Annotated in this window: 13 protein-coding genes; 8 read left to right on the top strand and 5 right to left on the bottom strand. The window is 72.3% G+C overall.

Going from position 1 to position 12489, the window contains the following annotated elements:
- The first annotated feature begins 81 nt into the window (after window positions 1-81).
- The 5 genes from AQJ66_RS30875 (at window position 82) to thpD (ending at window position 4666) form a co-directional block, all read left to right on the top strand.
- On the top strand, window positions 82-1182 hold the full coding sequence (locus tag AQJ66_RS30875) for a pyridoxal-phosphate-dependent aminotransferase family protein (protein ID WP_061928523.1): 1101 nt from the start codon (window positions 82-84) through the stop codon (window positions 1180-1182).
- A 311-nt stretch (window positions 1183-1493) separates the two neighbouring features.
- Entirely contained in the window at window positions 1494-2012 is a 519-nt protein-coding gene (ectA, locus tag AQJ66_RS30870) for a diaminobutyrate acetyltransferase (protein ID WP_061928521.1), read from the top strand.
- A gap of 13 nt (window positions 2013-2025) precedes the next feature.
- On the top strand, window positions 2026-3297 hold the full coding sequence (gene ectB / locus AQJ66_RS30865) for a diaminobutyrate--2-oxoglutarate transaminase (protein WP_061928519.1): 1272 nt from the start codon (window positions 2026-2028) through the stop codon (window positions 3295-3297).
- Window positions 3298-3362: 65 nt separating this feature from the next.
- Window positions 3363-3767 carry an ectoine synthase gene (locus AQJ66_RS30860; RefSeq protein ID WP_061928517.1) on the top strand — a complete coding sequence of 135 codons (405 nt, stop codon included), beginning with the start codon at window positions 3363-3365 and terminating at the stop codon, window positions 3765-3767.
- A gap of 5 nt (window positions 3768-3772) precedes the next feature.
- Window positions 3773-4666: an ectoine hydroxylase gene (thpD, locus tag AQJ66_RS30855; protein WP_061928515.1), complete on the top strand. Its 894-nt coding sequence runs from the start codon at window positions 3773-3775 to the stop codon at window positions 4664-4666.
- A 165-nt stretch (window positions 4667-4831) separates the two neighbouring features.
- Here the strand turns inward: thpD and AQJ66_RS30850 are convergent, their stop codons facing one another.
- The 5 genes from AQJ66_RS30850 to AQJ66_RS30830 form a co-directional block, all read right to left on the bottom strand.
- Complete coding sequence (locus tag AQJ66_RS30850; protein WP_061928513.1) at window positions 4832-5893, bottom strand: aminotransferase class V-fold PLP-dependent enzyme; 1062 nt, start codon at window positions 5891-5893, stop codon at window positions 4832-4834.
- A 95-nt stretch (window positions 5894-5988) separates the two neighbouring features.
- Window positions 5989-6708: a DsbA family oxidoreductase gene (locus AQJ66_RS30845; RefSeq protein WP_061928511.1), complete on the bottom strand. Its 720-nt coding sequence runs from the start codon at window positions 6706-6708 to the stop codon at window positions 5989-5991.
- A 74-nt stretch (window positions 6709-6782) separates the two neighbouring features.
- Window positions 6783-7289: a GNAT family N-acetyltransferase gene (locus tag AQJ66_RS30840; protein ID WP_208611489.1), complete on the bottom strand. Its 507-nt coding sequence runs from the start codon at window positions 7287-7289 to the stop codon at window positions 6783-6785.
- Between the two features lie 58 nt (window positions 7290-7347).
- Window positions 7348-7956: a DUF1349 domain-containing protein gene (locus AQJ66_RS30835; protein WP_061928509.1), complete on the bottom strand. Its 609-nt coding sequence runs from the start codon at window positions 7954-7956 to the stop codon at window positions 7348-7350.
- Window positions 7957-7965: 9 nt separating this feature from the next.
- The gene (locus AQJ66_RS30830; protein ID WP_079060528.1) at window positions 7966-9495 is read right to left on the bottom strand and encodes an aldehyde dehydrogenase (NADP(+)); all 1530 of its coding nucleotides are present in this window, start codon (window positions 9493-9495) and stop codon (window positions 7966-7968) included.
- 132 nt (window positions 9496-9627) lie between these two features.
- Here AQJ66_RS30830 and AQJ66_RS30825 point away from each other — a divergent pair, with 132 nt between their 5' ends.
- The 3 genes from AQJ66_RS30825 to AQJ66_RS30815 all read left to right on the top strand — a co-directional run bounded on the left by AQJ66_RS30825 (window position 9628) and on the right by AQJ66_RS30815 (window position 12456).
- Window positions 9628-10398, top strand: a complete 771-nt coding sequence (locus AQJ66_RS30825; RefSeq protein WP_061928505.1) for an IclR family transcriptional regulator — start codon at window positions 9628-9630, stop codon at window positions 10396-10398.
- A 40-nt stretch (window positions 10399-10438) separates the two neighbouring features.
- On the top strand, window positions 10439-10909 hold the full coding sequence (locus tag AQJ66_RS30820) for a GNAT family N-acetyltransferase (protein ID WP_061928503.1): 471 nt from the start codon (window positions 10439-10441) through the stop codon (window positions 10907-10909).
- Between the two features lie 92 nt (window positions 10910-11001).
- The gene (locus AQJ66_RS30815) at window positions 11002-12456 is read left to right on the top strand and encodes a peptidoglycan D,D-transpeptidase FtsI family protein (protein ID WP_061928670.1); all 1455 of its coding nucleotides are present in this window, start codon (window positions 11002-11004) and stop codon (window positions 12454-12456) included.
- Window positions 12457-12489: the final 33 nt, after the last annotated feature.

Here is a 12489-nt window from a genome sequence, read left to right as displayed (position 1 = left end):
CCCGACCTAGGATCGAGGGAGTTGACCTCCCCGTCGACACCGTCGATACCGTCGATCTCCGAGAGCGAAGAGAGCACCGCCGTGACGCACCCCTTCCTGGACCTGCCCCCGCTGAGTGCCGAGCGGTTCGCCGCGATCGAGGACCGGGTGGCCCGGCTGCTGGACACCCGGCAGGACGTCCTGGTCACCCAGGGCGAGGCGCTGCTGCCGCTGGAGGGCGCGATCCGTGCGGCGGCCGGTCCGGGCACGGTGGCGCTGAACGTGATCACGGGCCCGTACGGCCAGACGTTCGGCCACTGGCTGCGGGACTCCGGCGCGACGGTGCACGACCTGGCCGTCCCCTTCCACACGGCGGTGACCGCCGGGCAGATCCGGGACGCCTTCGACGAGCACCCGGAGATCGACTTCGTGTCGCTCGTCCACGCGGAGGCGGCGACCGGCAACACCAACCCGGTCGCCGCGATCGGCGAGGTGGTGCGCGAGCGGGGCGCGCTGTTCTACCTGGACGCGGTCGCCTCCGTCGGCGCGGAGCCGGTGCTGCCGGACGCGTGGGGCGTGGACCTGTGCGTGATCGGCGCGCAGAAGGCGCTGGGCGGCCCGGCGGGCGTCTCGGCGATCTCGGTGAGCGAGCGGGCCTGGGCCCGCATGGCGGCCAACCCCGGCGCCCCGCGCCGCTCCTACCTGTCCCTGCTGGACTGGAAGGAGCGCTGGCTCGACGCCGGCCGCAAGGCGCTGCCGCACGCTCCGGCCCAGCTGGAGATGCTGGCCCTGGAGGCGTGCCTGGAGCGGGTGGAGTCGGCGGGCCTGGAGACGGTGACGGCCCGGCACCGCGGGGCCGCGCTGGCCACGCGGGCCGGTGCGGTGGCGCTCGGCGGGGGTCTGGAGCCGTACGTGCACGAGGCGGGGGACGCTGCGCCGGTCGCCACGACCCTCCGGGTGCCGTCGGGCGTCGCGGCCTCGGAACTGGTGGCCCGGGCCCTGGCGGACGACCCGGCGCTGCCGCTGGCCGCGGGCGGGGGCGCCCTGGCCCGGGAGATGATCCGGGTCAACCACTACGGACCCGACGCCACGCCGGAGGCGGTGCGGGCGTGCCTGGCGGCACTGGGGCGGGCCCTGGAGGAGCGGGGCCTGACGGTGGACCCCGCGGCCGCCCGCGACGCGGTGGCGGAGGCCTGGCGCTGAGAAGCACCGCACGACGAACAGCGGCCCGCACGGAATGTGCGGGCCGTTTTCATGGGCGGTCCCGGAATTCAAATCAGCTTCACAATTTCATCGAATTCATTGAACGATAGCTTCCCGTCTTCTTCTGCCCGGTTCCCACAGGGCTAAACAAGAGAGTTTGCAGGCGGGTTTCCGGGCTGTGACACACTCCACACAGGTAGAGATATGTCCCGGTTTTCCCGGGGGTAAATCCGACATATCGGATGTTCCGGAGTCTCTTCACGGCACCTCGCTCGTGCATTCTTCAATTTGCCTCGCTAAATTCGTGCCGCATGACTGCCGCACCCGCAGACCTGCTCATCGACCGACCGGCGGTGACGGACGGAGCCGCGCTCTGGCGTCTCGCGAAAGACTCGAAAACCCTCGACCTGAACTCCTCGTACAGTTATCTGCTGTGGTGCCGGGATTTCGCCGCCACCTCGGCGGTGGCGCGCGGCGCGGACGGCGAGCCCGTCGGTTTCGTCACCGGCTACGTGCGACCCGACCGCCCCGGCACCCTGCTCGTCTGGCAGGTGGCCGTCGACACCGCCCACCGGGGGTACGGCATCGCCGCCGCGCTCCTGGACGGGCTGACCGCACGGCTCGCCGCCGAGCGCGCGATCACCGACGTGGAGACCACCATCACACCCGGCAACACCGCCTCCGAGCGCCTGTTCAGCTCGTTCGCCGAGCGGCACGGCGCGCGGCTGACCCGCGAGGTGCTGTTCCCCGCCGGACTGTTCCCGGACGGCCCGCACGACCCCGAAGTCCTGTACCGCATCGGCCCGCTGACCCCCGCCACCGCGCACTGAGGAGCCCTTCACCGTGACCATCACCCAGCCCGACCTCAGCGTCTTCGAGACCGTCGAGTCCGAGGTGCGCAGCTACTGCCGCGGGTGGCCCACCGTGTTCGACCGTGCGCAGGGCAGCCGTCTGTACGACGAGGACGGCCACGCGTACCTCGACTTCTTCGCCGGGGCCGGATCGCTCAACTACGGCCACAACAACCCGGTCCTCAAACGGGCGCTGATCGACTACCTGTCGCGGGACGGGATCACCCACGGCCTGGACATGTCGACCACGGCCAAGCGGTCCTTCCTGCAGACCTTCCAGGACCTGGTGCTGCGCCCGCGCGACCTGCCGTACAAGGTCATGTTCCCGGGCCCGACCGGCACCAACGCCGTGGAGTCGGCGCTGAAGCTCGCCCGGAAGGTGAAGGGGCGGGAGGCGATCGTGTCGTTCACGAACGCCTTCCACGGCATGTCCCTCGGCTCCCTCGCCGTCACCGGCAACGCCTTCAAGCGGGCCGGCGCGGGCATCCCGCTGGTGCACGGCACGCCGATGCCGTTCGACAACTACTTCGACGGCCGGGTCCCGGACTTCCTGTGGTTCGAGCGGCTGCTGGAGGACCAGGGCTCCGGGCTCAACAAGCCGGCCGCCGTGATCGTGGAGACGGTGCAGGGCGAGGGTGGCATCAACGTGGCCCGGCCCGAGTGGCTGCGCGCGCTCAAGGAGCTGTGCGAGCGGCAGGACATGCTGCTGATCGTCGACGACATCCAGATGGGCTGCGGCCGCACCGGTGCCTTCTTCTCCTTCGAGGAGGCCGGGATCACGCCCGACATCGTCACCGTCTCCAAGTCGATCAGCGGCTACGGCCTGCCGATGTCGCTGTGCCTGTTCAAGCCCGAGCTGGACCTGTGGGAGCCGGGCGAGCACAACGGCACCTTCCGCGGCAACAACCCCGCGTTCGTCACCGCCACCGCGGCGCTGGAGACGTACTGGACCGACGGCTCCGCCATGGAGAAGCAGACCCGTGCCCGCGGGGAGCAGGTCGAGCAGGGGCTGATCGCCATCACCGAGGAGAACCTCGCCGACGTCAAGGAGTACCGCGGGCGCGGACTGGTGTGGGGCCTGGAGTTCCACGCCAAGGACCGGGCCTCGCGGATCGCCCGCCGGGCGTTCGAACTCGGGCTGCTCATCGAGACGTCCGGCCCGGAGGGCGAGGTCGTCAAGCTGCTGCCCGCCCTCACCGTCACCCCCGAGGAACTGGACGAGGGGCTGAGCGTCCTCGCCCGCGCCGTCCGGGAAACCGCCTGACCGGCGAAGCGCCCGAACGGGAAACCGCCCGACCGACCCTCCGACCAACCGGGAGAGAGCACCACGTGATCGTCCGATCGTTCAAGGAACTCGAAGGCACCGACCGGCACGTCAAGTCGAAGTCCGGCACCTGGGAGAGCAAGCGGATCGTCCTCGCCAAGGAGCGGGTCGGCTTCTCCGTGCACGAGACCATCCTGTACGCCGGGACCGAGACGCACATGTGGTACGCCAACCACATCGAGGCCGTCGTCTGCACCAAGGGCGAGGCCGAACTGACGGACCGCGAGACCGGGCAGACCTACACCGTCACGCCCGGCACCATGTACCTCCTGAACGGGCACGAGCGGCACACGCTGCGCGTCAAGGAGGACTTCCACTGCATCTGCGTGTTCAACCCGCCGGTGACCGGGCGGGAGGACCACGACGAGAACGGCGTCTACCCGCTGCTCACCGAGCCCGAGGAGGTGTGAGGACCATGACCACCGCCCCCGTGAAGGACCTCTACCCGACCCGCGGCACCAGCGAGGTGACCGTCCCGCGCCAGGACCCGGTCGTCTGGGGCTCCCCGGACACCCCGGGGCCGGTCTCCACCACCGACCTGCAGACGTACGAGCGCGACGGCTTCCTCACCGTCGACCAGCTCATCACCCCGGACGAGGTCGAGGTCTACCGGCGTGAGCTGGACCGGCTCGTCTCCGACCCGGCGATCCGCGCCGACGAGCGCTCCGTCGTGGAGCCGAGGTCGAAGGAGATCCGGTCCGTCTTCGAGGTGCACCGGATCAGCGAGGTGTTCGCGCGGCTGGTGCGCGACGAGCGCGTGGTCGGCCGCGCCCGGCAGATCCTGGGCTCGGACGTGTACGTCCACCAGTCCCGGATCAACGTCAAGCCCGGTTTCGGCGCGAGCGGCTTCTACTGGCACTCGGACTTCGAGACCTGGCACGCCGAGGACGGCCTGCCGAACATGCGCACGGTGTCCGTCTCGATCGCGCTGACCGAGAACCACGACACCAACGGCGGTCTGATGATCATGCCGGGCTCCCACCGGACGTTCCTGGGCTGCGCCGGCGCGACGCCCGAGGACAACTACAAGAAGTCGCTGCAGATGCAGGACGCGGGCACGCCGTCCGACGAGGCGCTCACCGCGCTGGCGGGCGAGCACGGCATCCGGCTGTTCACCGGCAGGGCGGGCTCGGCGACCTGGTTCGACTGCAACTGCATGCACGGCTCCGGCGACAACATCACGCCGTTCCCGCGCAGCAACGTCTTCATCGTGTTCAACAGCGTGGAGAACACGGCGGTGGAGCCGTTCGCGGCGCCGGTGCGGCGGCCCGCGTTCATCGGAGCGAGGGATTTCACTCCCGTGCGGTGAGCCGGGCCGGCCGGGGGTCCGGGGGTCGTCCCCCGGAGTACGCGGCATCGGGGCCAGGGACGTCACCCCCGTGCGGTGACCGCCTCGACGTGACACCCCTCCGACCACCGGGCCGGGGCCTCCTCGTGTGGGACGGGAGGCCCCGGCCCGGCGCCGTGTCCGGGGTCAGTCCGACAGCGCGTCGAGCAGGCGGTCCACGTCGGCTGCCGTGTTGTACAGGTGGAAGGCCGCGCGCAGGTTGCCCGCGCGGTCGGAGACCTCGATGCCGGCCCGGCTGAGCTCCTCCTGGCGGGCGCCGAGCCCCGGCACGGAGACGATCGCCGAGCCCGGGGCGGGCAGCGGCTCGCGGCCGAGGTCCACGAGCCCGGCGCGGAACCGGTCGGCGAGGGCGACGGCGTGCTCGTGCAGGGCGGGCACCCCGATCTCCTCGAGGAGTTCGAGGGAGCGGCGCAGCCCGGCGTAGGTGAACAGGGCGGGGGTGAGGTCGAACCGCCGTGCCGAGTGGGCGAGTTCGGCGACCGGGCCGTAGCAGCTGTCCCAGGGCCGCTCCCCCGCGACCCAGCCCGCGAGCCCCGGGGTGAGCCCGCCGAAGTCCTCGGGGACCGTGAGGAAGGCCGCCCCGTGCGGGCCGAGCAGGAACTTGTAGGAGACGCAGGCGGTGAAGTCGTGGGCGGCCGCGTCCACCGGCAGCCAGCCGGCGGCCTGGGAGTGGTCGACGTAGGTGCGGGCCCCGTGCGTGCGGGCGGCCTCGCGCACGGCGGCCAGGTCGGCGACGCGTCCGTCGGCGGACTGGGCGGCGCTGACCGCGACGAGCGCGGTGCCGGGGCGGACGGACTCGGCGATCCGCTCCACCGGGACCGCGCGGACCTTGAGGTCACCGCGGACGTGGAAGGGGTTCAGTACGGAGGTGAAGTCGCCCTCGGCGGTGAGGACTTCGGCGCCCGGGGGCAGGGAGGCCGCGATCACTCCGGTGTGGGCGGCGACCGAGGCGCCGGCCGCCACGCGCGTGGCCGGGACGCCGGCGAGCCGGGCGTAGGCGGCCCGGCAGGCCTCCACGTCCTCGTGGAGCGCGAGCAGCGGCCGGCCCTCGGCCCGCAGCAGCGCCGCCTCGTGCAGGGCGGTGACGGTACGGGTGGGCAGCAGGCCGTTGCTGGCGGTGTTCAGGTAGATGCTCTTGGGGGTGAACTCGGCGCGGACGAGGCTCTCGAACGTCTCCGTGGTCTCCATGGGTCCACTCTGCGGCCCGCGGAAGTCGCAGTCCATCGCGATTTCTTGCGCAGGTCCGCGTAGCGATCCTTATACGTCCGCGCCGACCTGCGGTTTCAGTCCTGCTGGGGCACCGCGCACCCGTCCGGGCCGCAGGCCTCGGCGTCACCCTGGCCGACCGGCCGCAGCGGGGGCCGCTCGCCCCAGGCCTGGGTCAGCGCCCGGGTGAAGACCTCGGCGGGCTGGGCGCCGGAGACGCCGTACTTCCGGTCGAGGACGAAGAAGGGCACCCCGGTGGCGCCGAGCTCGGCGGCCTCGCGCTCGTCGGCGCGGACCTCGTCGGCGTAGGCGTCCGGGTCGGCGAGCACCTTGCGGGCGGCCTCGGCGTCCAGCCCGGCCTCGGTGGCCAGCTCCACCAGGCGTTCGTCGCCCTCGGTGAAGACGGAGCGCTCCTCGGCGAAGTTGGCCCGGTACAGGGTCTGGATGAGCTGGTCCTGCCGGCCCTGCTCCTTGGCGAGGTGCAGCAGGCGGTGCATGTCGAAGGTGCTGCCGTGGTCGCGGCCCCGGGTGCGGTAGTCCAGGCCCTCGGCGGCGGCCTGGGCGCCCAGGTTGTCCTCGCCGGCCCGGGCCTGTGCCTCGCTCATGCCGTACTTCCGGGTGAGCATGGTGATCACCGGCTGGACGTCGCCCTTGGCGCGGCCGGGGTCCAGTTCGAAGGAGCGGTGCACCACCTCGACCTGCTCGCGGTGCGGGAAGGCCGCGAGCGCCTTCTCGAAGCGGGCCTTTCCCACGTAGCACCACGGACAGGCGATGTCGCTCCAGATTTCGACGCGCATGCTCTCGGCTCACTCCAGCTCGTACGGCACGGAGACCCTCTCCGCCCGGTACATGAACGTTCAAGCAGAGCGCTTCATTCCCGGGGCTCCACGGCGTACCGCAGGTACAGGTGGTGGTCGCCCTCGGCGGGCGGGTTCTCCGGGTCGGGGAGCCAGCCCCGGCGGGCGTAGAAGGCCTGGGCGCGCCGGTTGCCCGCGTGCACCTCCAGCACCGCCCGCCGTCTGCCGTCGGCCCGCCACTCCTCCACGCAGGCCGCGTGCAGGGCCGTGCCGATGCCGGAGCGCCAGCGGCCGGGGTCGACGTGGAACTGGAAGAGCTTCACCGTGTCCGCGGGTGCGCCGTCCGGGGTGCGGAAGGACGCGACGGCGACGATCCGGCCCCGCTCGACGGCGCAGAGCACCCGCGCCCCGGGGCGCCGGAGGGAGCCGCGCCAGGCCTCGGCCCAGTCGGTGCCGGCATCGGGTACGCCGTCCGGGTAGTAGGTCGAGCGTGCCCGCAGGTGCAGGGCGGCGACGGTCTCGGCCTCGGCGGGCAGGGCGGTGCGGATCACCAGGGCGTCGTGCACACGATCGCTGATCATGCGAGACAGGACGCGGCGTCCGCCGGACCCGGTTCCGGGCCGGGGCCGGCGCCCGCCCTCAGCCGCCGTCACGCAGGTCGTCCGGCCAGCCGGGCCGGAAGTCCAGGTGGTCGTAGGTGACGACGCAGCCCTCGCCCAGGGGGGCCTGGGTCATGAAGCCGACCAGGGCGGCGCCCGTCTCCTTCTCGCCGCCCAGGGTGAACAGCCGGACGAAGGTCCAGTGCTCGCCGTCGCGGGAGGCGTGGAAGGCGAAGGCCCGGCCGGTGCGGCTGACCCGCAGCCAGACCGAGCTGCCGTCCACGGTGAAGGAGTTGGCGTCGTCGGAGTGTCCCCGGGTGACCACCGTGCAGACGGTGGGCACGTCCGGGGAGTACTCCAGGCAGAGCTTGGCCCAGGCCCGGTCGCCGACGTGGACGTAGAGGACCCCGGCGTCGAAGGCCCCGTTGAAGCCCACCGTCACCCGGGCGCTCAGCCGGAAGTCGCCCTCGGGCGCCCCGAGCAGGCGGGGCGCGTCGGAGGCGGTGTCCAGCGCCTCCCCGGTGGGCGGCACGAACCGGTCCTGCCGGGGTCCGGCCCACCCGGTGAGCACGCCGTCGTCGTAGGACCAGTCGCCGTCGGGCCCGTAGGTCCGCAGGGGGAAGGGCAGTTCGGGAAGCTCCATGTCCATCGGCCGACGCTACCGCTCCAGCACGCCGTTGAACCGCCGGGGCAGCCCGAGGGGGTTGTCGTCGCGGAGCTCCGCGGGCAGCAGCGCCTCGGGCGCGTTCTGGTAGGCGACCGGGCGCAGCCACCGCTCGATGGCCGTGCCGCCCACGGAGGTGGAGGTGGACGTGGTCGCGGGGTAGGGGCCGCCGTGGTGCTGGGCCGGGGCGACCGCGACACCCGTGGGCCAGCCGTTCACCAGGACGCGGCCCGCGAGCGGGGTCAGTTCCGCCAGGATCTCCGCGCCCCGGCCCTCGCCGGCGGCCTCCTCGGCGGACAGGTGCACGGTGGCGGTGAGGTTGCCCGGCAGGCGCGACAGGACCGCGCTGGCCTCGCCGTCGTCCGCGTAGCGCACCACCACGGTGACCGGGCCGAAGCACTCCTCCAGGAGCAGGTCGTACGCCCCCTCCTCGGCCAGCCGGGCCGCCGGGACCGTCAGGAAGCCCGCGCTGACGGTGTGCTCGCCGCCCGCGCCCGGGGTCACCGGGGCCTCGACGCCGTCCAGCTCCGCGCGCTCGGCGACTCCGGCGACGAAGTCGTCCCGCATCCGGTGGTCGAGCAGCACGCCCGCGCCGGTGTCGCCGACGGCGTCCGTGAGGGCCTTGACCAGGCCGTCGCCGGCCGCGCCCGCCGGCACCAGGACCAGGCCCGGCTTGACGCAGAACTGCCCGGTGCCCAGGGTCATCGACCCGGCGAGCCCGGAGCCGATGGCCTCGGCCCGCTCGGCGGCGGCCGCCTCGGTGACCACGACCGGGTTCAGCGAGCCCAGTTCGCCGTGGAACGGGATCGGCACCGGGCGCGCGGCGGCCGCGTCGAACAGGGCCCGCCCGCCCCGCACGGACCCGGTGAAGCCAGCGGCGGCGACCAGCGGGTGCTTGATCAGCTCGACGCCCGCCGTGAAGCCGTGCACGAGACCGACGACGCCCTCGGGGATGCCGTGCCCGGCGGCGGCCCGGCGCAGCACCCCGGCGACCAGCTCGGACAGGGCCGGGTGGTCGGGGTGGGCCTTGACGACCACAGGGCAGCCCGCGGCCAGCGCGCTCGCGGTGTCGCCGCCGGCGACGGAGAAGGCGAAGGGGAAGTTGGAGGCGGAGTAGACGGCGACGACGCCCAGCGGCACCTTGTAGCGGCGCAGGTCCGGGACGGGCGGGGTGGCGGTGTCGTCGGGGTGGTTGATGATGACGTCGAGGAAGGCCCCCTCGTCGACGATGCCGGCGAACGCGCGCAGCTGGTACGCCGTCCGGGCGAGTTCGCCGGTCAGCCGGACGGAGCCGAGCGCCGTCTCGGCGTCGGCGACCTCGATCAGCTCGTCCCTGGCCGCTTCCAGCCCGGCGGCGGCCGAGCGCAGGAACGCGGAGCGGACGGCGCGGTCGGCCAGCGAGCCGCGGGCGGCGTGGGCCGCGCGGACGGCGGCGTCCACCTCCTCGGCCGTGGCCTCCACCGCGACCTGTTCGCGCTGCTTCCCGGTGCGCGGGTCGACACTCCAGACTGGTGCTGCTGCCACCGCGGGTTCCTCCCGTCAAAAACCGCATTACCTGGGTCAACCATCAGCCGCGTTCGATATACTGAACACTGTCTCTGATGATGAATGTGCTGCTCGGAGACTATTTCCCGGCGAACGAAGGGGTCAAGGGCGATGTCGGCAGGCGAGACAGGCGGCGCGCAGGTCAAGTCCGCGGTGCGGACCGTTGAATTGCTCGAGTACTTCGCCGGGAAGCCCGGTATGCACTCGCTCGCGGCCGTGCAGGAGGCCGTGGGGTACCCCAAGTCGAGCCTCTACATGCTGCTGCGCACCCTCGTGGAGCTGGGCTGGGTGGAGACCGACGCGACGGGGACGCGGTACGGCATCGGGGTGCGGGCGCTGCTGGTGGGCACGTCCTACATCGACGGCGACGAGGTGGTCGCGTCCGCCCGGCCGACCCTGGACCGCCTCTCCGACGACACCACGGAGACCATCCACCTGGCCCGCCTGGACGGCACGAACGTCGTCTACCTGGCCACCCGGCAGTCGCAGCACTACCTGCGCCCCTTCACCCGGGTCGGCCGCCGGCTGCCCGCGCACTCGACCTCGCTGGGCAAGGCGCTGCTCGCCACCCACACCGACGAGCAGGTCCGCAAGCTCCTGCCGGAGACGTTGCCTGCGCTCACCGAGCACACCATCACCGACCGCGAGAAGCTGATCGAGGAGCTGCACCAGATCCGCGAACAGGGCTTCGCCGTCGACCGCGAGGAGAACACGCTGGGCCTGCGCTGCTTCGGCGTGGCGATCCCCTACCGCACCCCCGCCCGCGACGCCATCAGCTGCTCGGTCCCGGTGGCCCGGCTGACCCCGGCCCACGAACAGCTGATCAAGGACGCGCTGTTCGACGCCCGGGACCGGCTGACGCTGGCGACCCGCAGGCTCTGAGCGGGGTCCGCCGCGGCGGGAACCGCGTAGGCTCTGCGCCATGGACATCGCGCTGCGTGCCGTGGAGGACAGCGATCTACCGGTCTTCTTCCGGCAGATGACGGATCCGGAGGCGGTGCGGATGGCCGCCTTCGGACCGGAGGACCCCTACGACAGCGCGGCCTTCGCGGTCCACTGGAAGCGTCTGCGCGCCTCCTCCGACGTGCTGCGCACGGTCCTGGCCGACGGGCAGGTGGCGGGCAGCGCGGCGGTCTACGGGGTGGCCGGCGAGCGCGAGGTGACCTACTGGATCGACCGCATCTACTGGGGGCGGGGCGTGGCGACGGCCGCGCTGCGGGCCCTGCTGGCCGAGGTGCCCGAGCGCCCGCTGTACGCCCGGGCGGCGGCCGACAACACCGGATCGCTGCGGGTGCTGCACAAGTGCGGGTTCCTGGAGAGCGCCCGGGCGCGCGGGTACGCCGCCGGGCGGGGCGAGGAGATCGACGAGGTGATCCTCGTCCTCGAGGAGTGAGCCGACGGCGTGCGGGCCGCTTCCTGAACCCTCGATGAGAAAACCGGCGTACGGGAACGGATGCCCTCGTGCCGCTCGTCTTCACCAGCGGCATGAACAAGACGATCAGGCGGGCGTCCGTCTTCGCGCTGCTGCTCGTACTCGCCCTGCTGGTCAGGGCGACCTGGGTGCAGTACTACGACGGCAAGGCCCTCGCGGACGACAACGACAACCGGCGGAACGCGATCGCCACGTACTCGCGGCCGCTCGGCAACATCATCGTGGCCGGGAGCGCGATCACCGGCTCGGCCCGGACGAAGGGGAGCGACCTCGCGTACAAGCGGACCTACACGCAGGGCGAGCTGTACGCGGCCGTGACGGGCTATGCCTCGCAGGCCTACGCGCCCACCCAGCTGGAGGGCATCTACCAGGATCTGCTCGACGGCACCGACAACCGGCTGAAGAACGTGATGGACACCGTCACCGGGCGGCGCGCCGATCCGGGGAACGTGCTGACGACGATCGACCCGGCGGTGCAGAAGGCGGCGTACCGGGCGCTGGGCGGCAAGAAGGGCGGGGCCGTCGCCGTCGACCCGAAGACCGGGAGGATCCTCGCGGTGGTCTCGACACCGTCGTACGACCCCTCGTCGCTCACCGACGCCAACACCGCCGGGTCGGCCTGGCAGAAGCTGAACGCCGACCAGGACAAGCCGCTCACCAACCGGGCCCTGCGCCAGCCGCTGCCGCCCGGCTCGACGTTCAAACTGGTCGTGGCGGCGGCCGCGCTGGAGGACGGGCTGTACCGCGACGCGGACCAGCACACCGACAGCCCCGACCCGTACACGCTGCCGGGCTCGACGAAGCCACTGCGCAACGAGAGCGCCTCCGCTCCCTGCGAGAACGCCTCGATCCGGGTGGCCCTGCAGTACTCCTGCAACAACGTCTTCGGCAAGATGGCCGTCGACCTCGGCCAGGACAAGGTCCGGGCCATGGCCGAGAAGTTCGGCTTCAACGACGACAAGCTGGACGTGCCGGTGCGGGCCTACGCGAGCGTGTACCCCTCCGGCATGGACAAGGCGCAGACCGCGCTGTCCGGCATCGGCCAGTTCGACGTCACCGCGACGCCCCTGCAGATGGCCATGGTGTCGGCCGCCATCGCCAACGGCGGCAAGCTGGTCTCGCCGCACATGGTGTCCCGGGTCACCGACAGCGGCGGCGAGGTGCTGCAGGACTACGACTCCGACGCCGGGTCGAAGCAGGTCATCAGTTCCGCCACCGCCGGGCAGCTGCGGTCCGCCATGGAGACGGTGGTGCGGGACGGCACCGGCACCAACGCCCTGATCGACGGGGTGACCGTCGGCGGCAAGACCGGTACCGCCCAGCACGGCGAGAACAACAGCAAGACGCCGTACGCGTGGTTCACGTCGTACGGCAAGTCGGACAGCAGCGGCAAGGAGGTCGCCGTCGCCGTGATGGTCGAGCAGTCGGACGCGGCCCGCTCCGAGGTCAGCGGCAACGGGCTGGCCGCGCCGGTGGCCCGGGCGATGATGCGGGCCGCGCTGAAGTGACCGGGCGGGAGGGGGCGGTTCCGGTCCGTCGGC

This window comes from Streptomyces bungoensis (assembly GCF_001514215.1).
GTDB lineage: Bacteria > Actinomycetota > Actinomycetes > Streptomycetales > Streptomycetaceae > Streptomyces > Streptomyces bungoensis.
Note: the sequence above shows the minus strand (reverse complement) of the source record. Positions and strands in the feature narration are given on the sequence as shown.

Excerpts from the sequence above, each read along its gene's own strand:
- ectA (WP_061928521.1), top strand. The coding sequence starts at position 1,494 with ATGACTGCCGCACCCGCAGACCTGCTCATCGACCGACCGGCGGTGACG.
- thpD (WP_061928515.1), top strand. The coding sequence starts at position 3,773 with ATGACCACCGCCCCCGTGAAGGACCTCTACCCGACCCGCGGCACCAGC.
- AQJ66_RS30850 (WP_061928513.1), bottom strand. The coding sequence starts at position 5,893 with ATGGAGACCACGGAGACGTTCGAGAGCCTCGTCCGCGCCGAGTTCACC.
- AQJ66_RS30845 (WP_061928511.1), bottom strand. The coding sequence starts at position 6,708 with ATGCGCGTCGAAATCTGGAGCGACATCGCCTGTCCGTGGTGCTACGTG.
- AQJ66_RS30840 (WP_208611489.1), bottom strand. The coding sequence starts at position 7,289 with ATGATCAGCGATCGTGTGCACGACGCCCTGGTGATCCGCACCGCCCTG.
- AQJ66_RS30835 (WP_061928509.1), bottom strand. The coding sequence starts at position 7,956 with ATGGACATGGAGCTTCCCGAACTGCCCTTCCCCCTGCGGACCTACGGG.
- AQJ66_RS30825 (WP_061928505.1), top strand. The coding sequence starts at position 9,628 with ATGTCGGCAGGCGAGACAGGCGGCGCGCAGGTCAAGTCCGCGGTGCGG.
- AQJ66_RS30820 (WP_061928503.1), top strand. The coding sequence starts at position 10,439 with ATGGACATCGCGCTGCGTGCCGTGGAGGACAGCGATCTACCGGTCTTC.
- AQJ66_RS30815 (WP_061928670.1), top strand. The coding sequence starts at position 11,002 with ATGAACAAGACGATCAGGCGGGCGTCCGTCTTCGCGCTGCTGCTCGTA.